Source organism: Lentzea sp. NEAU-D7, from assembly GCF_026242055.1.
Lineage (GTDB): Bacteria > Actinomycetota > Actinomycetes > Mycobacteriales > Pseudonocardiaceae > Lentzea.
In genome coordinates this window covers 578029-598915 of record NZ_JAPJDL010000003.1, presented here as the reverse complement: position 1 = coordinate 598915, position 20887 = coordinate 578029, and the positions used below count along the sequence as shown (strand labels likewise).

Genomic DNA, 20887 nt, shown 5'->3' with positions numbered 1-20887 from the left:
TCTCCCCTAGTACGCGAACGCCAGCGCGCCGTCGTCGGTCTTCGCGGGCATGACCCCGGCGACACCACCGCGGACGTACTTGCGGATCAGGTAGACCTCGACGCAGGCCAGCAGTCCGTAGACCGTGGTGAGCGCGATCAGCGAGGTGAGGATCTCGCCGGGTGTCGACGCCGACACGGCCTGCGCGGTGAACATCCAGACACCGTCCACACCGGACGGGTTGGGCACGACCACGAACGGCTGCCGCCCCATCTCGGTGAAGATCCAGCCGAAGCTGTTGGCGAGGAACGGCGTCGCGATGCCGGCGAGCGCGGTGACCGGGAACCACCTGCCCCGCGGCACGCGACCGCCCCGCGTGAGCCAGAGCATCAGCAGGCCGAGCCCCGCCGAGATCGCGCCGAAGCCGATCATCAGCCGGAAGCCCCAGTACGTCACCGGAAGAGCGGGCACGTAGTCGATCGGCTTGCCGCTGAGCTCGCCCAGCCGCGGGTCGACCGGGTAGTTCGTGCCGTACTTCTCCTGGTACATCGGGACCAGGTCCTGGATGCCCTTCACCTCGCTGCTGAAGTCGTTGTGCGCCAGGAAGCTCAGCAGTGCGGGCACCGTGATGCTCTTGACGTTCTCGCAGTCCGGCCTGGTGACGTCGCCGATCGCGAAGACCGAGAACGCTGCGGGTTCCTCGGTGTGGCACAGGGCCTCCGCGGCGGCCATCTTCATCGGCTGCTGTTCGAACATCAGCTTGCCCTGGATGTCGCCGCTGATCGCGAGCACTCCGAACGCCACGACACCGACCCAGGTGCCGAGCTTGAGCGAACTGCGCCAGACACCTTCCTCGTCGGACTTCTTCCACAGGTGCCACGCACCGATGCCCACGAGGAAGGTCGCGGCGACCGCGAAGGCTCCCGCGATCGTGTGGGGGAAGGCCGCCAGCGTCGTGTTGTTGGTCAGCACCGCCCAGATCGAGGTGAGGCGCGGACGGCCCTCGTCCATCACGATGCCGACGGGGTGCTGCATCCACGAGTTGGCGGCGAGGATGAAGTACGCGCTGGCCATCGTGGCGAGGCTGAACGCCCAGGCGCAGGCGAGGTGGACCTTCCTGGGCAGCTTGTCCCAGCCGAAGATCCACAGACCGAGGAACGTCGACTCGACGAAGAAGGCGACCAGGCCCTCCATCGCGAGCGGAGCGCCGAACACGTCACCGACGAACCGCGAGTAGGCGCTCCAGGCCATGCCGAACTGGAACTCCTGCACGATGCCCGTCACGACGCCCATGGCGAAGTTGATCAGGAGGAGCTTCCCCCAGAACTTCGTCATCTTGTAGTAGCGCTCGTTGCCCGTGCGCACCCACGCGGTCTGCATCCCCGCGACGAGCAGGGACAGGCCGATCGTCAGCGGCACCATCAGAAAGTGGTAGACGGTGGTGATGCCGAACTGCCACCGCGCGAGTTCGAGTACTTCCACGTCTTCGAGCGTAGGTGTGGATCATGGCCGCCATCAGGTACTACGGTCCCGTCCACCCTCGGGACCAAGGTCCCGTGCGCGAAGTCACGCCTTGTGGGTGACATGCGTCGGATACGATGTGTGCGCCAGAGGGGAGTAGTTCCCACCGGAGCTCGCAGCCGGTGGCGTGGAGATCGACATACTGATCCGCCTTCGAGTGGATCCGGTCCCACACCCGATGTTCATGTCGGGCGAACGAGACCTCCGGCCGGGTTGCAGCATGCCCGGTCGGGGTCTGTCGCGCCTCCGTCCGGGTTCGTATTCGGACGTGGAGGACCTCGTGGCCACTTCATTGCTCGCGTTCATCACCGCCTTCGCGGTGGTGTTCCTCGTCGAGCTCCCGGACAAGACCATGGTCGCCACCCTGGTGCTGACCACGCGTTATCGCGCCTGGCCGGTGTTCGTCGGCGTCGTCGCCGCGTTCGCCGTGCAGAGCGTGGTGGCCGCCGCGTTCGGATCCGCCATCACCCTGCTGCCCGACCGCGTCGTGGCCGGCGTGGTGGCCGTGCTCTTCGGCGTGGGCGCGTTCATGCTGCTCCGGGAGGGCTTCTCCCGTGACGAGGACTCCGCCGACGAGGCAGGACCCAGCGCCGCCGTGCCGTTCTGGCGTGCGGCGCTGACGTCGTTCGGCGTGCTGTTCGCGGCCGAGTGGGGTGACGCCTCGCAGCTCGCGACCGCCGGCATCACCGCCAGGTACGGCGCACCGCTGGCCGTCGGCCTCGGTGCCTGGCTCGCGCTGGTCGCGGTGGCCGGGCTGGCCGTCCTGGTAGGACGCAAGCTCGCCGGGCGGTTGCCGACGCACTGGATCCAGCGGGTGGCCGGGGTGGTCTTCGCGGTGTTCGCCGTGATCGCCGTGACGCAGGTGTTCTAGGAGCTACCAGACCGGCCGGAGGCCCGGCTGGTCCTCGCCGTGCACGTGCTGCAGGTACGCGGCGAGGCCCCGCCTGATGGTGGCGAGCGTGTCCTCACCGATCGCCTCTGCCATCTCGCCTTCGAGGTCCGCCCACAGGTTGTCCGCGAACTTCAGGTAGTCGCGGCCCTTCGTGGTCAGCGTGACGTACTGGGCGCGCTTGTCCGTCGGGTGCGGCTCCCTCAGGACGTAACCCCAGTCGTCGAGCTCGTTGACGATCTTCGCGGCCGCCTGCTTCGTGACGCCGAGGTGCTGTCCGATGTCGACGGTGGTGGCGCGCTTCTCCTTGAGGAACCGGAAGACGTAGCCGTGCGCTGGCCGGAGCGGTTCGAGGCCGATCTGCCGGAGCCGGTCGTGGAACTGGTCGCCCATGGCGCGGTACGTCATCGCCAGCAGCATCGGCACCGGTTCCATCTCTGGCTTCCCATTTCAGGTAGACAACCTGGTTGACCTTATTCTAAGGTTAGACAACTTGGATGACTACTTTGGAGGTTGTCTTGCTGGTGACCGGAGATTCCGCGGAGCTGTTCGAGTTCGGCGGGTTCGAGTTCAGGCCGCTGGCCGTGCCGTCGCGCGGCAGCGCCGAAATCGCGCTGTGGACCGTCGACGTGCCGGAAGGGGGCGACGGGACGCCTCACCGCGCCTCGAAGGAGGAGGTGTTCTACGTGCTGTCCGGGTCCGTGACGATCCAGGGGCAGACCGCGGGGCCCGGCGACGCGATCGTCGTGCCGCCGAACACCGAGCTGTCGCTGACCGGCGGACCGGCGCGGGTGCTGGTGGCGACGTCGGTGGGCATCACGGGGACGCTGGCGGACGGGCAGACGATCACGCCGCCCTGGTCGCTCTAGCTCGCGGCCGGTCCGGCTCGCGGTCGGTCCGGCTCGCGCTAGTTCGCCGGGGAGCCTTCCTCGCGCGGAGGCTCCGGAGTGGTGTCCGGGACCTCTTCGCGCAGGTCGTGCGCGATCTTCTTGGCCTCGTCGATGAGGTGCTGCGTCTCGTCGAGGCGGCTTTCGTCCGGCGGGGTGGTGAGGAAGCTTTCGCCCGACGTGGCAGGGCGGTCTTCGCCCGAGGCGACGTGGCGGTCCCCGTCCGAGGCCGCAAGGCCGTCGCCGTCGGACGCGGCGAGATCGTCCTCGCCGGACGCGGCGCGCTGCTCGTCCGACGCGGCCAGGCCGTCTTCGTCCGGAGCAGCGAGGCGGTCGTCGCCGGACGCGGCGGGGCGCTCTTCGTCAGGTGCGATGAGGCGGCCCTCGTCCGAGGCTGCGAGGCGGTGTTCTTCCGGTGCGGTCACGCCTCTGGGATCGGCGGATCCGGCGGTCGTGAAACTCCGGCCATCAAGCCGCGGACGTGGGCGGCGAGGCGTTCGGCGATCTCCAGGTCCCACTCGTCGTCGGCGGCCGGCTGAGGGGTCTCGCCCGCGACGACGCGTTCGCCGAGCAGGCGGCGCTCGGCCGGCGTGAAGTCGGTGATGGCCCGGCGGAGCAGGGGCAGGGCGTCGTCGAACGCCTCGCCGCGCAGGCCGCTCAGCCACTCGTCGATGAGGCCGAAGAGGCGCGGGTCCGCCGCCAGGAGGGTCGCCGAGCCGCGCAGGAACCCTGCCACGAACGCGGTCGCAACCGAGCGGTGCAGGCGGGCGGCCACGTCGTCGCTGGTCAGTTCGCCGGCTTCCCAGAGCAGGCGGGTGGCCCTGCCCGTCGGGAGGCCGTGGGCTTCCGCCTTGACGAGGGCGTGCAGGGCTCGCCACCAGGTCTTCTGGTGGTCGTCGTCGGCTGCCAGGCGGGTGGCCTCGTGGGCGCCGTCCACGACCTGCAGCGCGTGCTCCGCCGTTTCGTCGTCGACGTTGCGGCAGGCGATCGGGAGGCCCACGGCTCCTCGGGTGAGCAGGCCGTGCAGGGCCACCCGCAGCAGTTCCGGGTCGGTGCCGCGGACCGAGCCGTAGCGGACCGTCCTCGCCAGGTCCGGGAGGGCGGCCAGCAGTTCGAGCGCGTCCGTGGCCATCGCGGCGCAGCGGTCCAGGGCGTTGCGGGCCGCGGCGACGGCCGCGGGGAGCTCGCAGCCGACGGACTTGGTGAGGGCCGCGGCGGCGTCGGCCACGCGCGTCGCGTCCTCGGCGGCCTGGACGAGGACGGTCTCGGCCGCCGTGTGGACGGTGGTGCCGTGGCGGGCGGCCACGGCCACCGACACCGCGAAGACCGGGTCCCAGCGGAGCTGCCAGACCTCGGCGAAGGTGCCGAGGGAGTTGGACCGGTCCGGCTTGCCCCACGGCACGCCCAGGACGTCCAGGCGCTGCAGGAGTTTCGAGCGTTCGCGGTCGGTGTCCTTGCGGAGGTCCAGCTTGAGCTGCTTGGGCTGGACGTCCGCGGGGAGCCGGAGTTTGCGTTGCAGGCGCTGGAGGTCCGCGGCCAGCGGTGAGCGCGGGACTGCCTCGCCCACCTCGCCCAGGCGTTCACCCACGACGAGCTTGCGGTGGACCAGCCGGAGGTGGATCTCCTCGCCTCCGCAGAGGACGGCGAGCGCTGCCTCGTTGACCTCGCTCAGGCCCGCGCTGGGACGTTCCCTCAGTGCGGCAAGGGTTTCCGCGAGCCGGACGGCCTCCACCGCGCTCGCCGTCGACGCCGGAAGATCTTCCTCCCGCAGCACGGCGGCGGCTTTGGCGAACCAGCGCGGGACCACGTCGGCCTGGTGCTGCCAGAGGTGCGCGTACCAGCCCGGGGAGTCGATGCCGGCGCCGTAGCCCGACTCGGCGGCCAGCTGACCGTGGCTCCACGGGACCCAGGTGCCGGAGATCTTGCGGCGGCGCAGGCCCTTGAGCAACGCGGTGTCGGCCGCGACGGTCGGCTTGGCGAGCAGCGCGGGGACGTGCCACGCGCCGCAGACCACGACTATCGGGCCGTCGGTCTCCTTGCGCGCCTTGCGGATCGTCTGGCGCATGAACGCTTCCCGGCGCAGCGTGCGTTCACCCACCTCGCCTTCGAACTCCCCGCGCACGGCGACCATGGCCTCGGCGATGGCGCCCGCGAGTTCGAGCGGGTCCGACGCGCTGTGCTCGACCACGTCCTCCCACCAGCGTTCCGGGTCGTCGAAGCCGGCGGCCTCGGCGAGCAGGCCGATGGGGTCGACGTTGCCGCTCGGGCCGTCGTCACCGATGGACGCCGCGGCCGGCAGGTCGAAGAAGCGCGCTGTGACACCGTTCTCGGCCGCGTACTGGAGCGCCTGCCACTCCGGCGAGAACTCCGCGAACGGCCAGAACGCCGCGCTCTCGGGTTCGGTCTCGTCGTGCAGCAGGATCGCGACCGGGGGCGTCAGGGCGTGGACGTGCTCGAGGAGGGTGTCCGCCTCCGGCGGCCCCTCGATGAGGATGAGCGCAGGGCTCGTCTGCTCCAGGGCCCGCTTGACCATCCGGGCGGAGCCGGGGCCGTGGTGCCGGATGCCCAGGAGGACCGGCTCAGTCACCGCTGGCGTCCAGGCAGGCCCGGTAGAGGTCACGCCACTCCGCGCGTTCCTTGAGCACCGTCTCCAGGTACTCCTGCCAGACCGTCGCGTCCGACACCCGGTCCTTGATCACGGACCCGATGAGCCCGCTCGCCAGCTCGTCCGCGCCCAGCGTGCCGTCGCCGAAGTGGCCGGCGAGCGCCATCCCGTTCGCGATGACCGAGATCGCCTCGGCGGTGGACAGGCTGCCGCTCGGCTTCTTCAGCTGCGTCCGGCCGTCCACGGTGGAGCCGTTGCGCAGCTCGCGGAAGATCCGCACGACGCGGCGCACCTCGTCGAGCGCGGGCGGTTCGGCGGGTAGCTGGAGGGCCTTGCCGAGCTGCTGGGCCCGGGTGACGACGATCTCGACCTCGGCGTCCTCGGTCGCGGGCGGCGGCAGCACGACGGTGTTGAAGCGCCGTGCGAGCGCCGACGACATCTGGTTCACACCTCGGTCGCGGTCGTTGGCCGTCGCGATGACGGTGAAGCCGGGGACGGCCTGGATCTGCGTGTTCAGCTCCGGCACCGGCAGCGACTTCTCGCTGAGGACGGTGATGAACGAGTCCTGCACCTCGGACGGCATGCGGGTGAGTTCCTCGACCCGGACGACCGCCCCCTGGCGCATGCCCATCATGACCGGGCTCGGCACGAGGGCGTTCTCGCTGGGACCTTCGGCGATGAGGCGGGCGTAGTTCCAGCCGTAGCGGACCTGGTCCTCGCTCGTGCCGGCCGTCCCCTGGACCACCAGCGTCGAGTTGCCGCTGATCGCCGCCGCGAGGTGCTCGGACAGCCACGACTTGGCCGTGCCGGGCACACCGACGAGCAGCAGCGCCCGGTCCGTGACGAGCGTGCCCACCGCGACCTCGACGAGCCGGCGCGAGCCCACGTACTTCGGCGAGATCACGGTGCCGTCGGCGAGTGTGCCGCCCAGGACGTAGGTGACCACGGCCCGCGGGGAGAGGCGCCAGTTGGGTGGCCGCTCGCGGTCGTCCTGGGCCGCGACGGCTTCGAGCTCGGCGGCGTACTGCTGTTCGGCCGTCGGCCTGAGCACGGCGGTCACTGGGCCTCCTGGGGCGGTGCTGGTGCGAACGATTCGCGCAGGCGGATGCGGAGCCGGAGGACCTCCAGTTCCAGGGAGTTCTCCGGCCAGCGACGGGTCAGAGCCTCCCAGCTCGCGCCGAGCAGGTCCGCGTCACCCCGCGCGAGCAGCACGGCGGGCGGACGCCCCGACCTCCAGCGCGGATCGGGCAGCGCGGCGTACCGGTGCAGGAGCGCGCGGGTGGTCTCCGGCGACCACGGGGCGGGCAGCTGGGCGCAGGCGTGGTCGAGCAGGTCGTAGTGCCAGCCCTTCGACACCGCCACGACCGCCTGCTCGGCGACCGCGGCGGGCAACGCGGCCAGCATCTCGAGCTGCTCCATGCCGGTCAGCGTCTCGGCGGCGGCAACGGCCCACGGACGGGGATCCTTGGCCGCGGCGAGCTGGTCGGCGATGCCCCGCAGCAACGCGCCGGCCCACGGCCCCCTCCGCACGATGTCGGCGGCCTTGGCGTCGTCGGCCTTGAGCGTCGCCGTCCAGTACGACGGCGGAACACTCGCGGCCGCGGCCCGGATCCGACCGGCCACACCCTTCTCGGAGCCGTCGCGCATGAGGTCGCGCAGCTCGGCCGCGTCGGGCTGCCCGGTCCAGAGCTCGTCGGGCCGGACGTCGAGCCCGTCCGCGGTCAGGCGGAGCCCGTGGCGCAGGCGGTGTGCCGCACGAGCGGCGAGGCGCGTGCGCCCGAGGTTGCGCAGGAGGCGGAGCGCCTCGTCGTGGACGGCCGCCGCCTTGTCGTCGAGCGCGGCCTCCAGGAGCTGCTCGTCCTGCGGCCCCAGCCCGGTCTCCAGCGCGCTGATCAGCACCTGCCGGTCGGCCGAACGGCGCGACTCCCCGAACTCCCGCGCGACGAACGCACCGACCCCGGCCGGGTCCACCTTGCGCTTGCGGCGCAGCGCGCGGACCCGCTGGGCGCTGGGCAGGTCGAGGATCTCCTCGAGCGGCACCTCGTCCACCAGCGGGGCGGCGCCGCTCGCCCAGGACCAGCCGGGCCGGGTGTCCGCGAGCCAGCGGCCCCTCGTGCCGAGAACCTCGACCACCGCGGCCCGCAGCCCCGGACGAGCCGTGCCGAGGGCGAGCAGGGAGGGCAGCATCCGGTGCTCCGCCACGACACCGTTGGCCTTGGCGAGAGCACACCACTCGGTGAGCAGGACCTCGTCGTCGAGGCTCATGATCGCTTCCAGGACCGCCCTGGCGGCAGGCCTGGGGAGGGCGGCGGACTCGGGCGGGGCGAGCGGCAGCGGGTCGGTGGTGGCCTCCTGCGGGAGCGTCGCACCGAACGCGGCCACGCCGAGGGCGGCGCAGTCCGCCAGCAGGGTCGCCGTGTCGCCGCCGCCTCTCGTGGTGCCGATGAGGAGGTCTTGGACGGTCTTGGACCACTCGGCCTTCACGCCGCCTCCCAGGTGTCGCGGGGGTGGGCTGGCGCGGCTGGCGCGGGGAGGGAGCGCGTCGGCGGGGCGGCAGCGGTCCGAGCCGACCGCGCGGCCGGAGCCCGGGAGGAGCGCGGCGGCAGGGCGAGCGTGCGGTGCTGCGGGCGGACCGACCCGGCTGAACTGCGAGACGAGCGCGCCGACTCCAACACCACGCGCCCACGAAGGTGGGACGCAGCCGGTGTGGGAAGCAAGTGCGTTGGCGGGGCGACCGCGGTGTGTGCCGTCGTCGCGGCCGGGGTGCGGGAGAGGCGGAGCGGCAGAGCGAGCGTGCGGTGGTGCGGGTCGGCCGACTCGGCTGAGCTGCGGGGCGAGGGAACCGGGTCCAGGCAGGGACGAACCGGTGGCGCGTCCGCGACGCGATGGACGCGAGCCGACGGCACAGGCGACACGCGGCGCACGCGCGCCGACGGCACAACCACCACCCGGCGCGAGCGGACCGCTCGCACAGCCACCACCCAGGCGAGGGCCGTGCAGTCGCGCGCTGCCGCCGGTGTGGAAGGCGCGGTGGTCACGCGACCACCTCCAGGGTGCCGTTCAGCGACACCGCTCCCAGGCGCAGCGCGTGGCCGTCCCACAGGCCCCAGGCGTCGAACGGGAGGCCGCCGGTCAGCGCCAGGGCCATGTCGAGGCCTGTGTCGTCGCGGACCGGCAGGCCGTGGCCCGTGGTGTCGACCAGGGCGGCGCCGTGCAGGCGGACCGAGGTGCAGCCGAGCGGGAAGAGGCGTTGCCACGGGTCTGCGGTCAGCATGGGTTCGAGGGTGGCGAGGGACTGCCGCCACGACTGCGGGGCGGGGACCGGGTCGGGGGTGCGGGAGCCCTCCAGTTCGCCCAGGGCCACCCGGTCCGAGGCCGGGTAGGGGTGGACCAGGGCCGAGGACTCCAGGCCGTGCGGGAGCAGCGGGACGGGAGCTCCCACGGCGGAGTGGCGGATCGCCACGACCCAGCGGGAGGTTTGGCGGCCCCAGCACCACTGGCGGACGGTGCGGACGCGGCCGTCGTCGGTTTCCAGGCGCAGCAGGGCCACCCAGCGGTCGGAGATCCCCGGCGAGGCCTTCACGGTCTCCTCGGGGATCGTGACGCCCAGGCGGGTGCGCGGCTGCACGAAGCACAGCAGGTGCAGGCCGCCGAGGCGGTCGGCCACGTCGGCGGTCCAGCGCGGGCCCGAGCGCGCCACGATCTCCTGGATCTCGGCCACCGCGGCGGCCACGCCGGGGACCTGGGCGTCGATCATGCGGGCGGTGAACGCCTGCCACCAGGAGGCGGGGCGGCCCGGCAGGGAGGCGATGCCGGCGGAGGCGACGTCGCGAAGCCAGTCGCGCAGGCCGTCGATGCCCGCGGACATGGCGGCGGCGCGGTTGGCCGCCGTCTTCTCGCGAGCGCGCACCCGGCGGGCGACTGCCTCGGGCGACGAGTCGAGCTCGCGGGCCGCCCGGCGGGTGGTCCACTCCTCCACCCAGTCGGGCGGGAGGGCGTCCGGGATGTCGAGCTCCTGCAGGCTCACGGCGTGCTTGCAGGGGAACTTGCGGGACGGGCACGTGCACTTGGCGGTGCCCGCGGCCAGGTCGACGCACACGCGGTACGGCATCGAGCCGGAGCCCGAGTAGAGGCCCCACAGCACCGGCAGGGCCTTGCCCAGGCCCTGCCAGCGCATCGGAACGGCTCTTGTCCTCACGAGACCAAACTAGCGAGGAGCCCCGACAGAAAATCAGGCCGGACCGCGACGGGCCCAAGTCCACGCGTACGCCGGGTCCTCGGTGGCCTCGGCCGCCTCCCCCAACTCCAAGGGGCGGAAGGTGTCCACCATGACCGCGGTCTCGTCGAAGTAGTCCGCGCCCAGGGACGCCTCCACCGCTCCGGGCTGCGGGCCGTGCGTGCAGCCGGACGGGTGCAGCGACATCGAGCCGATGCCGATGCCCGACCCCTTGCGCGCCTCGTAGTTGCCGCCGACGTAGAACATCAGCTCGTCCGAGTCGACGTTCGCGTGGTTGTACGGCACCGGCACGGACAGCGGGTGGTAGTCGACCTTGCGCGGCACGAACGAGCACACGACGAAGTTCGGGCCCTCGAACGTCTGGTGCACGGGCGGCGGCTGGTGCACGCGGCCGGTGATCGGCTCGAAGTCGCGGATGTTGAACGCCCACGGGTACAGGTGCCCGTCCCACCCGACGACGTCGAACGGGTGGTTCGCGTAGGTGAACCGCGTGAGCCCCGCGCGGTGCCGCACGAGCACGTCGACGTCGGTGCCCTCGACGAGCAACGGCTCCTCCGGCCCCCGGATGTCCCGCTCGCAGTAGGGCGAGTGCTCCAGGAACTGGCCGGCCTTGGACAGGTAGCGCTTGGGAGGGCCGACGTGCCCGGTCGCCTCCAGCACGAGCAACGACATCGGCGAGGACGGCACGACCCGGTAGGTGCACGAGGTCGGGATCACGACGTAGTCGCCGTCGCCCACCTCCAACGCCCCGTAGATCGTCTCGATGACGCCCGAACCGGTCTGCACGTACAGCAGCTCGTCACCGAAAGCGTTGCGGTACAACGGGGAAGGCACCGTGGCCACGACGAAACCGATGGTCACGTCCGGGTTGCCGAACAGCTTCCGGCGTCCGGTGACCGCGTCGACCTCGTCGGAAGCCCAGGTCAGGTCGGTCGTCTTGAAGTGCCGCGGCTTCAGCGGCAGGTTCGGCGAGACGGTGCCGCGCTCGTCCTTCACCGTCTCCGCGTTCACGATCGCGGTCGGCAGGTGGCGGTGGTACAGCAGTGCCGAATCGGCCGAGAACCCCTCGACGCCCATGAGCTCTTCCGCGTACAGGCCACCGTCCGGTTTGCGGAACTGGGTGTGGCGCTTTCGGGGGATCTCTCCCACCTGGCGGTAGTAAGCCATGGCTGCTCTCCGGGTCCTTCCAAGGCGTTCGATTATCGGACATCTTTGTTCAGTTGGCGGTACACGGCTAGCGTGTCAGCCGTGTCAAGCGCTGTCGAACTCCGTGCGCCCGGTCCGCGCGGTACTCCGCCCCTGCTCGCGAGGCTTGTGGACGATGCCGCGCTGTTCCCTCCGGGGAGCGCGTCGATGCCCGACGCGGTGCGCGGTCACCTCGACGGACGAGTCGGCGAGTGGTCCGGCGTCATGGGTCTCTTCCTCTGTCCTGCCTCCCGTCTCGCCGAGCTGATCACCGAACTGATCAAGGTCAAGCCGGCCAAACCGATAGCACTGAGCCTCGTGATCGACACCGGCCTCGGCGGCGTGCCGAAGGCCGTGTCGATCGTCGAGAGCAGAAGCGAGCTCCTGGCTCTGCGCATGGTCGAGATGCCCGCACCGTCCGATGTGGACGAGGTGTGGCTCGAGCGCGTGTCGGAGTTCGTCCCCGAGGACGTCATCCGCGTCGTCGAACCCCGCCGCGGCGGTGCCGAGTGGCTCGACGGCGTCCGCCGGGTCATCGAGCACGGCAGCTGGCCCAAGCTGCGCTGCGGAGGGCTCTCCCAGGAGAACTTCCCGAGCGTCGAGGAGGTCGCCGACTTCCTCAGCGTCGTCAGCGGCGGCGGCGTCGCGTTCAAGGCGACGGCGGGCCTGCACAAGGCCGTCCGCCACACCGACGAGCAGGGCTTCACCCACCACGGCTTCCTGAACCTCCTCGTGGCCACCGCGCGGTCGCTCAGCGGCCGCGACGTCCGCGAGGCCCTCGCGAGCACCGATGCCGAGGCTCTCACCGCCGAGGCCAAGGCGCTCAGCGATCAGGCCGCGCACGCCGTGCGAGGCGTGTTCGCGAGCTACGGCTCGTGTTCGCTCTCCGAACCCGTCACCGACCTGGAGGGGCTGGGCCTTCTGTGAGCTGGATCAGCGACCCGAACTTCACCGAGGACCAGCCGTTCGGACCGCAGACCCTGCCCTACGGGGTCGTCGACGGGGGCGTGGCCGTCCGCGTCGGCGACCGGGCGTTGCTCCTCAAGAGCCTCGCGCTGGGCAAGTGCAGCGAGTACGTCCAGGAGGACTCCCTGGACCCGCTGCTGAAGGCCGGGCGGCCGATCTGGAGCGTGCTGCGCGCCAAGCTCAGGGAGATCGTCCGGTCGAGCTCCGCCCCCAAGGGCGCGGAGCTCGTCGGGATCGAGTCCGCGAAGCTGCCGTTCACGGTCGGCGACTACGTGGACTTCTACAGCTCCAGGCACCACGCGGAGAACGTCGGCAGGATGTTCCGCCCCGACGGCGACCCGCTCACGCCGAACTGGACGCACCTCCCGATCGGCTACCACGGCCGCGCGGGCACGGTGTACGTCTCCGGCACGGAGATCGTCCGCCCGAACGGCCAGAAGCGCGGCAGCGAGGGCCCGAAGTTCGGGCCGTCGGAGCGCCTCGACATCGAGGCCGAGGTCGGCTTCGTCTGCGGCGGTCCGCAGGCGGCCAACGTGTCCACCAGCCGGGCCGCCGAGCACGTCTTCGGCGTCACGCTGGTCAACGACTGGTCGGCGCGCGACATCCAGGCCTGGGAGTACCAGCCGCTCGGCCCGTTCCTGGCCAAGTCGTTCGCCACGTCGATCGGCGCGTGGATCACGCCGCTGGAGGCGTTCTCAGTTGCACGCGTCCCGACGCCGCCGCTGCCGAACAAGCTGCACGACTACCTGACGTGCGATCAGCCATGGGGCCTGGACATCACGATCACCGTGGAGCTGAACGACACGATCGTCGCGCGGCCTCCGTTCCGGGAGATGTCGTGGTCATTTGTGCAACAGCTGGCGCACATGACGGTGAACGGCGCTACGGTGCGCCCAGGTGATCTGTTCGCCTCCGGCACGGTCTCGGGACCGGAGAAGGACGAGCGCGGCTCGTTCCTCGAACTCAGCTGGGGCGGCAAGGAACCTTTCAAGCTCGACGACGGCTCCACGAGGTCCTTCCTGGAGGACGGCGACACGGTCAAGCTGACCGCGACCGCCCCCGGTGAAGGCGGCTCGGTGGTCGGACTCGCCGAGGTGGTGGGAACAGTTCGGAGTGCGTGATGGTCGGAGCGACGAAGGAGAGCTCGCTGACCCTGGAAAGGGGTCTGGCGCTGCTCCAGGCGGTCGCTGAGGCGGAGTCCGAGGCGCCGTCGATCTCGGAGCTCGCCAACGCCATCGGCGCGTCCAGAGCGGCCGTGTACCGGCTTCTCGTGCCCCTGCAGGCGCGCGGTCTCGTGCGCCGGGAGGGCTCGAAGGTCAGGCTCGGCCTGGGCGTGCTGCGCCTCGCCTCCAACGTCCTCCCCCAGCTGCGCATGGCGGCCAACCCGGCGTTGCGCGAGCTCGCCGAGAAGGTCGGCGCCACCGCGCACCTCACGGTCGCGGACGGCACCGAGGCACAGGCCGTCGCCGTCGTCGAACCGTCGTGGACCGCTTTCCACGTGGCGTACCGGGTGGGTTCCCGCCACCCGGTGCACCGCGGGGCGGCCGGCAAGGCCATCTCGCACCCCGGTGAGCCGTGGGTGGTCTCGGCCGGTGAGCTGCAGCCGAACGCGTACGGCGTCGCGGCGCCTGTGCGCGGCGTGCCCGGCCTCAGGGCGTCCGTCGGCGTCGTGGCGCTGGAGAAGCTCGATGCGAACGTCGTAGGCCCTCACGTCGTGCGTGCGGCCGAAGAAGTGGCGGCTGCGCTCAAATGACCGAAGAGCGGCTACGGCGCTGGCGGTTGCTCCTCGGACCGAGCGCGGAAGACGTGTCCGAACTCGGCGAGGACGACCAACGGCGCGATGGCGCGCTCACGGGTCTGTACGGCGGCGGCGGTGATCGCGGTGCCGGCCTCGGCGCCAGTTCCCCGCAGCTGCACCGCTGGCTCGGCGACGTCCGCAAGTACTTCCCCACCTCCGTCGTGCAGGTGATGCAGCGGGACGCGGTCGAGAAGCTGGGCCTCAAGCAGCTGCTGCTCGAACCCGAGCTGCTGCAGTCGGTCGAGCCGGACGTGAACCTCGTCAGCACCCTGCTGCAGCTCTCCCGCGCCATCCCCGCCCGCACCCGCGACACCGCGAAGGCCGTGGTGCGGAAGGTGGTCGAGGACATCGAGAAGCGGCTGACGGACCGGCTGGTCGAGGCCGTCCGCGGCGCGGTCGACAGGTCGCGGCGCACCAGGAGGCCGCAGCTGCAGGACGTCGACTGGGCGACGACGATCAAGGCGAACCTCAGGAACTACCAGCCGCAGCACAAGACCGTGATCGTCGAGGACCTGATCGGGCACCGCAGGCGCAGCCGGACCGCGGCGATGCGGGACGTGGTCCTGCTGGTCGACCAGTCGGGCTCGATGGCGGAGTCACTGGTGCACGCGGCGGTGCTGGGCTCGGCGCTCGCGAGCATCCGGTCGATCTCGACGAGGCTCGTCGTGTTCGACACCGAGGTCGCCGATCTCACCGACCAGCTCAGCGACCCGGTGGACCTGCTGTTCAGCGCCCAGCTCGGCGGCGGCACGGACATCAACCGCGCGGTCGCCTACGCGCAGACGCAGGTCCGCAGGCCGACCGACACGGTGATCGTGATCATCAGCGACCTCTACGAGGGCGGTTCGGAGACCGAGCTGCAGCGCCGGGTCCGCGAGCTGGTCGCGAGCGGCGTCACGGTCGTGAACCTGTTGGCGCTCAGCGACTCCGGCACGCCCGCCTACGACCACGAACTGGCCGCGAAGCTGCACGCGCTGGGCGCGCCCGCGTTCGCCTGCACGCCGGACAAGTTCCCCGAACTGCTGGCGGCCGCGCTGCGCAAGGACGACCTCACGCAGTGGGCCGAGGCCGAAGGCATCGCGACGGGCCGTTAGCGGTCGATCACCCGGCCGCGGGTGAGGAACGCGAGCCCGCGCGTCATCGCGACCACGCGCCCGCGCTCGTCCGGACCGGCGATCCACATCCGCCCGGTGTGCCGCACGAGGATCCGGGCCCGTTCGGGGAGCTCGGGCAGCCGCAGGTCCTTCTCCGAGTCCTCGACGCGCAGGTACGCCTGCCGCCCGATGCGCCGGCCGGGCACGAAGCTCACCGACACCGGACGCCACGGGAACCGCTCGATCAGCTCGAGGGTGCCGCGGCGGGTGAGGAAGTGCCGCAGCCCCGGCGCGGCGAGCTCGAGCACCACGGGCACGGACAGCACGACGAGCCAGATCCAGCCGATGAAGAGCACGACGCCGAGCGCGGCGAGCGCGAGGAAGATGTGGCCGACGGCGCGGCGGTCCGCTCGCGCCAGGCAGGTGTCGCTCCAGTTCTCGATGATCATCTCTGCACACGCGCCGGGATCAACCGCGGTACTCCTCGGAACGTGACGAAGGTGTTCCCGGCGGAATCCGGTGGCACGAACCACACACGCCGGTGACGTGCGATCCGTCCGCGAAGGAGAGGACCGACGCTCAAGGTCAGCAACAGAGGCGGCGACGACAACACGACCAGACGCCCTCCTTCCCACTTCACATGGGCGAAATGCCACGGTTCGCCTTCCGGTAAACGCACCGGACGCTTACGTGTCACCCACCAGAGGACGGCCGCGGCGAAGAAGAGCAGCACCAGCGCCACCGGTGAGGACCAAGACCACACCAGTACCAGCAAGAACTGGAGCGCGAAGGCCGCGCCCGCGAGCACCGTCCACACCAGGGCACGACGGCTCGCCCGGTCCACGCAGTGCCGGGTCCACCGATCGTCGAGCGCCGTCACCTCGGTGGACGGCTTGTTGGGCACGACCACGCGTCCAAGGTACAGGTGGTGCTTCCCATGATGAGCAAAGCTAAGTTAGGCTTGCCTAACCTTCGAGGAGGTGCAGCGGTGACCGACACCCAGATCAAGCGCCCGCCGGCGCCGCACGCCGCAGAGCGCGCACGCACGATCGCGGCTCGCCACGGTTCCGCCGCACTGCTTCCTCAGTCCGGTTCGCGCACGAGCCCGTTGTTCCACCACGTGCACCCGTGCGGGACCACGATCCTCTTGCTCGCCGACGAGCACCCGCTGGTCGGGCAGCTGTGGCAGGCTCCGCGGACCGAGGTGACGGCGATGCTGGAGATCGCCGACCAGGCACCCGTGCAGCTGCGCGAACCCGTGCGCGGCCTGCTGTGGCTGACCGGCTGGGTCTCCGCGCTGGACGGGCAGGAGGCGCGCGAGGAGATCCTCGCCATCGCCGACGTGCGGCCGGACCACCGGCTGCTCGACGCGGGCCACGGCGCCTCGGTGCTCAGGCTCACACCCGCGTCGATGGTGATCGCGGACGCCGAGGGCACCTCCTCGATCAGGCCGGAGCAGTTCGCGAGCGCGACGCCGGACCCGTTCTGCCGCAACGAGGACCACTGGCTGCGGCACCTGGAGGCCGCACACCGCGACGTCGTCGGCCAGCTCGCCCGCCACCTGCCGGAGGAGCTGCGCGCCGGCACCGTGCGGCCACTCGGCCTCGACCGGTTCGGGCTGAGGCTGCGGGTCGAGGCGGAGTGCGAGGACCACGACGTGCGGATCGCGTTCTCCAAGCCGGTCAGCACTCCTCAGGAACTCGCCGTGGAGCTGCGGCGGTTGATGGGCTGCCCGTTCCTGTCCCAGAGGTAGCGTCTGGCTGGTGACCTTGATCCCCGCCGACGAGAAGCGCGGTTACCAGCTCGAACTGCTGATCGTCTTCAGCATGACGCTCGGGCTGTCCGGCCTGCGCAGCCTCGTGCGGCTGATCGACAGCCTGCTGCAGCCGACACCGCTCAACAAGCAGTCCGTCGCGATCAACGTCCCGCAGGCGCGCGCCGACCTGCTGGACCTCGTGGCGCAGCTGCTGGGCGTGCTGCAGCTCGCGGCGTGGGGCGGCATCGGGCTGTACCTGTTGTGGCGCACGGGGATCAAGCTGCGCGTCATCGGGCTCGACGGCACCCGCAAGCTCGCGGACTCGCTGGGTGCCCTGGGGCTGGCCGCGATCATCGGAATCCCCGGGCTGGCGTTCTACTTCGCCGCCTGGGCGCTCGGGCTGAACCTCGCCGTCCAGCCGTCCACTCTGGACAACCAGTGGTGGATGAGCCTGGCGCTGGTCCTCGCCGCCGCCGGCAACGCGTGGGCGGAGGAGGTGCTCGTCGTCGGGTACCTGATCACGCGGCTGCAGCAGCTCGGCTGGCGGCAGTACACGGCACTGTTCGCGGCGGCCGTGCTGCGCGGCTCGTACCACCTCTACCAGGGCTTCGGCGGGTTCGTCGGCAACCTGGTCATGGGGCTGGTCTTCGGCCTCTACTGGCAGCGGACCAAGCGGCTGTGGCCGCTGGTCATCGCCCACACCATCCTCGACGTGGTCGCGTTCGTGGGCTACACAATGTTGCGCGGCAAAGTCAGCTGGTTGCCCTAACGATTGCACTGTGAAATTTGAGTTCACACCCCATTCGTTGCATTTTGAGGCCCAGGAGCGGCGATTTGTGCTGTTCAGGGTTACGCTCGATCGGTGACTGCGCACACGATCGCTGAGACCGAAGCACTTCCGGACGCCGCACCCCGTGTGGACAGCGAGGTAGGCCCGCTGCGCACGGTGCTGCTGCACCGGCCGGGCAACGAGCTCAAAAGGCTCACCCCGCGCAACAACGACCAGCTGCTGTTCGACGGCGTGCCGTGGGTCGGCAGGGCCCAGGAGGAGCACGACGCGTTCGCCGCGACGCTGACCTCCAAGGGGGTCGAGGTCCTGCTGCTGGCCGACGTGCTGGTGCAGGCGCTGGAGGACAACCGCGCGCGCATCGCGGGCATCCACAGCGCCGTCAACGAGCGCCGCCTCGGCATCGACCTGGCCGACGCGCTGCGCAGCCACCTCACGTCGCTCGACGCGCCGACGCTCGCACAGGTGCTGATGACGGGCATGACGTTCGAGGAACTGCCGGCCGCCGAGGGCGCGTCGCTGGTGCGCAAGATGCACCTGCCGATCGACTTCGCCGTCGACCCGCTGCCGAACCTGCTCTTCACCCGCGACTCGTCGGTGTGGGTCGGCGACCGGGTGGCCATCACGTCGCTCGCACTGCCCGCGCGTGACCGCGAGACGACGCTGACCGACCTGATCTACGCCTACCACCCGCGGTTCCGCCGCACGGGCCGTGCGTACGGCGCGCACTCGGCACCGCTGGAGGGCGGCGACGTGCTGCTGCTCGCGCCCGGCGTGATCGCCATCGGCGTCGGCGAGCGCACCACCCCGGCGGGCGCGGAGTCGTTCGCCCGCTCCGCTCTCGCGGACGGCCTCGCGCACACGGTGCTGGCGGTGCCGATCGCGCAGGAGCGCGCCACGATGCACCTCGACACCGTCTGCACGATGGTCGACCGCGACGCCGTGGTGATGTACCCGGCGATCAGCGACGCGCTGACCGCCTACCCGCTGCGGTCCGACGGCGACGGCGGCGTGCGGGTGGACGGCCCGGTGCCGTTCCTGGAGGCGGCGGCCGAGGCGATGGGCATCGAACGGCTGCGGGTGATCGACACCGGCCTCGACGTCGTGACCGCCGAGCGCGAGCAGTGGGACGACGGCAACAACACCCTCGCGGTGGCTCCCGGTCTCGTCGTGGCGTACGAGCGCAACGTCGAGACGAACGCGCGCCTGGAGGACGCGGGCGTCGAGGTGCTGCGGATCGCCGGTTCGGAACTGGGCTCCGGCCGCGGCGGCCCCCGCTGCATGTCGTGCCCGATCGACCGCGCGCCATTGGTGTAGATCGTTAGGAATGCCTAACCTTTGTTTGGATTACCTCTCCAAACAAAGGTTAGCTTTTCCTCGAATGCAAATCACCGCGTTTTGGGTTAACGTACTCCTCATGGCCTCGAACGTGAAGAAGATCCTGTCCGGAAAGTCGAACTTCCACGAGCTGCTGCGCGCTCAGATCGGCAACGAGTTCTCCGCTTCGCAGCAGTACATCGCGCTCGCCGTGTGGTTCGACAACGAGGACCTGCCGCGCCTCGCGTCGCACTTCTACAAGCAGGCCCTCGAAGAGCGCAACCACGCCATGATGATCGTGAAGTTCCTGATGGACAACGACATCGCGGTCGCCATTCCCGGCGTCGAGACGCCGATCAACGACTTCAAGTCCCCGCGTGAGCTCGTCGCCCTGGCCCTGAGCCAGGAGCAGCAGGTCACCGACCAGATCATCGCGCTCGCGAAGGCCGCCCGCGAGGAGAGCGACTACATCGGCGAGCAGTTCATGCAGTGGTTCCTGAAGGAGCAGGTCGAGGAGGTCTCCTCGATGAAGACGCTGCTCACGATCATGGACCGCGCGGACGGCAACATGTTCTACGTGGAGACGTTCCTCACCCGCGAGAGCGTCGGTGACGAGGGTGGCGACTCCAGCGCTCCGACCGCCGCCGGGGGAACGATCTGAGCTTTTTCTTCGCACGATTGAGTGCCTGATCACAAAAGGACCGCCCACCCCGTCCGGGGCGGGCGGTCCTTTCAGTTGTTGAGCCGGGCGGCCTGCCGGGTCAGGAATTCCCGCTCGGCGAGGTTCGACGCTTTCCCGGCTGCCTCGGCGTAGAGCCTCGCGGCCGTTTGCCGGTCACCGTCGCGCTCGTGGAGGTAGGCCGCCACGGCCGAGTGACGGGGAAGCCCGTCGTCCAGTTCCGCCAACGCTCTCAGCCCGGCGCGCGGTCCGTCCGCCTCGCCCACGGCCACCGCGCGGTTCAGCCGGACGACGGGACTGTCCGTGAGCGCCAGCAGTTCGTCGTACCACTCGACGATCTGCACCCAGTCGGTCTCCTCGGCCACGGGTGCGTCCGCGTGCAGTGCCGCGATGGCCGCCTGCGCCTGGAACTCCCCCAGCCGGTCCTGCGCGAGCGCCGCCTGCAGGATCTCGACGCCCTCGGCGATCAGCGCCGTGTCCCACCTGCCGCGGTCCTGCTCGGCGAGCGGCACCAGACTGCCGCCCGCCGTGGTCCGGGAGGCCCGGCGCGCGTGGTGCAGGAGCATGAGCGCGAGCAGGCCAGCGACCTCGGGGTGGTCGATCGCGGCCGCGAGCTGGCGGGTGAGCCGGATCGCCTCGGCGGCCAGGTCGACGTCACCGGAGTAGCCCTCGTTGAAGACCAGGTAGAGCACGCGCAGCACGGTCGCGACGTCGCCGGGCTGGTCGAACCGCACGTCGCTGACCGTCTTCTTGGCCCGGCTGATGCGCTGGGCCATCGTGGCCTCCGGCACGAGGTAGGCCTGCGCGATCTGACGGGTGGTCAGCCCGCCGACGGCCCTGAGCGTGAGCGCGACCGCCGACGACGGCGTGAGCGACGGATGAGCGCACAGGAAGTAGAGCTGCAACGTGTCGTCGGTGTCCGGCGCGAGCCCCTGCTCGGGTTCCGCCTCGACGAGGTCCTCACGCCGGCGCCGCGCCGTCTCCGCCCTCGTGGCGTCGAGGAACCTGCGCCAGGCCACCGTCACCAGCCAGCCCTTCGGGTCCCGCGGTGGATCCTCCGGCCACACGCGGACGGCCTCGACCAGCGCGTCCTGCACGGCGTCCTCGGCCGCCGCGAAGTCGGCCCCGCGGCGGACGAGGACGCCCAGCACGGCCGGCGTGAGGCTCCTGAGCAGTGCCTCGTCCAC

Annotated in this window: 21 protein-coding genes; 10 read left to right on the top strand and 11 right to left on the bottom strand. The window is 70.9% G+C overall.

Annotation, left to right across the window (positions count from 1 at the left end):
* Positions 1-6: 6 nt before the first annotated feature.
* Entirely contained in the window at positions 7-1461 is a 1455-nt protein-coding gene (locus tag ORI60_RS09840) for a cytochrome ubiquinol oxidase subunit I (RefSeq protein ID WP_266036548.1), read from the bottom strand.
* Between the two features lie 331 nt (positions 1462-1792).
* Here ORI60_RS09840 and ORI60_RS09835 point away from each other — a divergent pair, with 331 nt between their 5' ends.
* A complete protein-coding gene (locus ORI60_RS09835; protein ID WP_266036603.1) occupies positions 1793-2371 on the top strand; it encodes a TMEM165/GDT1 family protein in 579 nt (192 codons plus the stop codon).
* A gap of 3 nt (positions 2372-2374) precedes the next feature.
* Here the strand turns inward: ORI60_RS09835 and ORI60_RS09830 are convergent, their stop codons facing one another.
* Complete coding sequence (locus tag ORI60_RS09830) at positions 2375-2824, bottom strand: MarR family winged helix-turn-helix transcriptional regulator (RefSeq protein WP_266036546.1); 450 nt, start codon at positions 2822-2824, stop codon at positions 2375-2377.
* 89 nt (positions 2825-2913) lie between these two features.
* Here ORI60_RS09830 and ORI60_RS09825 point away from each other — a divergent pair, with 89 nt between their 5' ends.
* Positions 2914-3258, top strand: coding sequence for a cupin domain-containing protein (locus ORI60_RS09825; RefSeq protein ID WP_266036544.1), 345 nt, complete (start codon positions 2914-2916; stop codon positions 3256-3258).
* Positions 3259-3296: 38 nt separating this feature from the next.
* On the opposite strand, the gene ORI60_RS09820 is transcribed toward ORI60_RS09825, so the two are convergent.
* From ORI60_RS09820 to ORI60_RS09795, 6 genes are all read right to left on the bottom strand, one after another.
* Positions 3297-3701 carry a hypothetical protein gene (locus ORI60_RS09820; protein WP_266036542.1) on the bottom strand — a complete coding sequence of 135 codons (405 nt, stop codon included), beginning with the start codon at positions 3699-3701 and terminating at the stop codon, positions 3297-3299.
* Positions 3698-5863: a DUF5682 family protein gene (locus ORI60_RS09815; protein WP_266036540.1), complete on the bottom strand. Its 2166-nt coding sequence runs from the start codon at positions 5861-5863 to the stop codon at positions 3698-3700. Before ORI60_RS09815 ends, ORI60_RS09820 begins: the two co-directional genes overlap by 4 nt.
* Complete coding sequence (locus ORI60_RS09810) at positions 5856-6941, bottom strand: ATP-binding protein (protein ID WP_266036539.1); 1086 nt, start codon at positions 6939-6941, stop codon at positions 5856-5858. The genes ORI60_RS09815 and ORI60_RS09810 overlap by 8 nt, the downstream gene beginning before the upstream one ends.
* Positions 6938-8365: a DUF5691 domain-containing protein gene (locus ORI60_RS09805; protein WP_266036537.1), complete on the bottom strand. Its 1428-nt coding sequence runs from the start codon at positions 8363-8365 to the stop codon at positions 6938-6940. The genes ORI60_RS09810 and ORI60_RS09805 overlap by 4 nt, the downstream gene beginning before the upstream one ends.
* A 550-nt stretch (positions 8366-8915) precedes the next feature.
* Positions 8916-10079: an SWIM zinc finger family protein gene (locus ORI60_RS09800; RefSeq protein WP_266036535.1), complete on the bottom strand. Its 1164-nt coding sequence runs from the start codon at positions 10077-10079 to the stop codon at positions 8916-8918.
* 33 nt (positions 10080-10112) lie between these two features.
* The gene (locus tag ORI60_RS09795) at positions 10113-11285 is read right to left on the bottom strand and encodes a homogentisate 1,2-dioxygenase (RefSeq protein WP_266036533.1); all 1173 of its coding nucleotides are present in this window, start codon (positions 11283-11285) and stop codon (positions 10113-10115) included.
* A gap of 81 nt (positions 11286-11366) precedes the next feature.
* Here ORI60_RS09795 and ORI60_RS09790 point away from each other — a divergent pair, with 81 nt between their 5' ends.
* The 4 genes from ORI60_RS09790 to ORI60_RS09775 are packed head-to-tail and all read left to right on the top strand — an operon-like array spanning position 11367 to position 15161.
* Positions 11367-12230: a hypothetical protein gene (locus ORI60_RS09790; protein WP_266036531.1), complete on the top strand. Its 864-nt coding sequence runs from the start codon at positions 11367-11369 to the stop codon at positions 12228-12230.
* Positions 12227-13390, top strand: coding sequence for a fumarylacetoacetate hydrolase family protein (locus ORI60_RS09785; protein ID WP_266036529.1), 1164 nt, complete (start codon positions 12227-12229; stop codon positions 13388-13390). The genes ORI60_RS09790 and ORI60_RS09785 overlap by 4 nt, the downstream gene beginning before the upstream one ends.
* Entirely contained in the window at positions 13390-14022 is a 633-nt protein-coding gene (locus ORI60_RS09780; RefSeq protein WP_266036527.1) for an IclR family transcriptional regulator, read from the top strand. Before ORI60_RS09785 ends, ORI60_RS09780 begins: the two co-directional genes overlap by 1 nt.
* A complete protein-coding gene (locus ORI60_RS09775) occupies positions 14019-15161 on the top strand; it encodes a VWA domain-containing protein (protein WP_266036525.1) in 1143 nt (380 codons plus the stop codon). The genes ORI60_RS09780 and ORI60_RS09775 overlap by 4 nt, the downstream gene beginning before the upstream one ends.
* Here ORI60_RS09775 and ORI60_RS09770 read toward each other — a convergent pair.
* Both ORI60_RS09770 and ORI60_RS09765 read right to left on the bottom strand, forming a co-directional pair.
* A complete protein-coding gene (locus tag ORI60_RS09770) occupies positions 15158-15610 on the bottom strand; it encodes a hypothetical protein (protein WP_266036523.1) in 453 nt (150 codons plus the stop codon). The genes ORI60_RS09775 and ORI60_RS09770 overlap by 4 nt on opposite strands.
* The gene (locus ORI60_RS09765) at positions 15607-16071 is read right to left on the bottom strand and encodes a hypothetical protein (protein ID WP_266036521.1); all 465 of its coding nucleotides are present in this window, start codon (positions 16069-16071) and stop codon (positions 15607-15609) included. Before ORI60_RS09765 ends, ORI60_RS09770 begins: the two co-directional genes overlap by 4 nt.
* Before the next feature lie 30 nt (positions 16072-16101).
* On the opposite strand from ORI60_RS09765, the gene ORI60_RS09760 reads away from it, so the two are divergent.
* The 4 genes from ORI60_RS09760 to ORI60_RS09745 all read left to right on the top strand — a co-directional run bounded on the left by ORI60_RS09760 (position 16102) and on the right by ORI60_RS09745 (position 19682).
* The gene (locus tag ORI60_RS09760) at positions 16102-16914 is read left to right on the top strand and encodes a DUF2470 domain-containing protein (RefSeq protein ID WP_266036602.1); all 813 of its coding nucleotides are present in this window, start codon (positions 16102-16104) and stop codon (positions 16912-16914) included.
* A gap of 73 nt (positions 16915-16987) precedes the next feature.
* Positions 16988-17686 carry a CPBP family intramembrane glutamic endopeptidase gene (locus tag ORI60_RS09755; protein WP_266036601.1) on the top strand — a complete coding sequence of 233 codons (699 nt, stop codon included), beginning with the start codon at positions 16988-16990 and terminating at the stop codon, positions 17684-17686.
* A 147-nt stretch (positions 17687-17833) separates the two neighbouring features.
* Positions 17834-19021 (top strand): arginine deiminase, encoded by a 1188-nt coding sequence (locus ORI60_RS09750; protein ID WP_266036600.1) that lies wholly within the window; start codon positions 17834-17836, stop codon positions 19019-19021.
* Positions 19022-19121: 100 nt separating this feature from the next.
* Positions 19122-19682, top strand: a complete 561-nt coding sequence (locus ORI60_RS09745) for a ferritin (protein WP_266036519.1) — start codon at positions 19122-19124, stop codon at positions 19680-19682.
* A 71-nt stretch (positions 19683-19753) separates the two neighbouring features.
* On the opposite strand, the gene ORI60_RS09740 is transcribed toward ORI60_RS09745, so the two are convergent.
* Positions 19754-20887 carry an RNA polymerase sigma factor gene (locus tag ORI60_RS09740; RefSeq protein WP_266036517.1) on the bottom strand — a complete coding sequence of 378 codons (1134 nt, stop codon included), beginning with the start codon at positions 20885-20887 and terminating at the stop codon, positions 19754-19756.

What these genes read in the sequence shown, in the direction of transcription:
- ORI60_RS09830 (WP_266036546.1), bottom strand. Translation starts at nt 2,824, where the DNA reads ATGGAACCGGTGCCGATGCTGCTGGCGATGACGTACCGCGCCATGGGC.
- ORI60_RS09795 (WP_266036533.1), bottom strand. Translation starts at nt 11,285, where the DNA reads ATGGCTTACTACCGCCAGGTGGGAGAGATCCCCCGAAAGCGCCACACC.
- ORI60_RS09780 (WP_266036527.1), top strand. Translation starts at nt 13,390, where the DNA reads ATGGTCGGAGCGACGAAGGAGAGCTCGCTGACCCTGGAAAGGGGTCTG.
- ORI60_RS09775 (WP_266036525.1), top strand. Translation starts at nt 14,019, where the DNA reads ATGACCGAAGAGCGGCTACGGCGCTGGCGGTTGCTCCTCGGACCGAGC.
- ORI60_RS09770 (WP_266036523.1), bottom strand. Translation starts at nt 15,610, where the DNA reads ATGATCATCGAGAACTGGAGCGACACCTGCCTGGCGCGAGCGGACCGC.
- ORI60_RS09760 (WP_266036602.1), top strand. Translation starts at nt 16,102, where the DNA reads ATGAGCAAAGCTAAGTTAGGCTTGCCTAACCTTCGAGGAGGTGCAGCG.
- ORI60_RS09755 (WP_266036601.1), top strand. Translation starts at nt 16,988, where the DNA reads ATGACGCTCGGGCTGTCCGGCCTGCGCAGCCTCGTGCGGCTGATCGAC.
- ORI60_RS09745 (WP_266036519.1), top strand. Translation starts at nt 19,122, where the DNA reads ATGGCCTCGAACGTGAAGAAGATCCTGTCCGGAAAGTCGAACTTCCAC.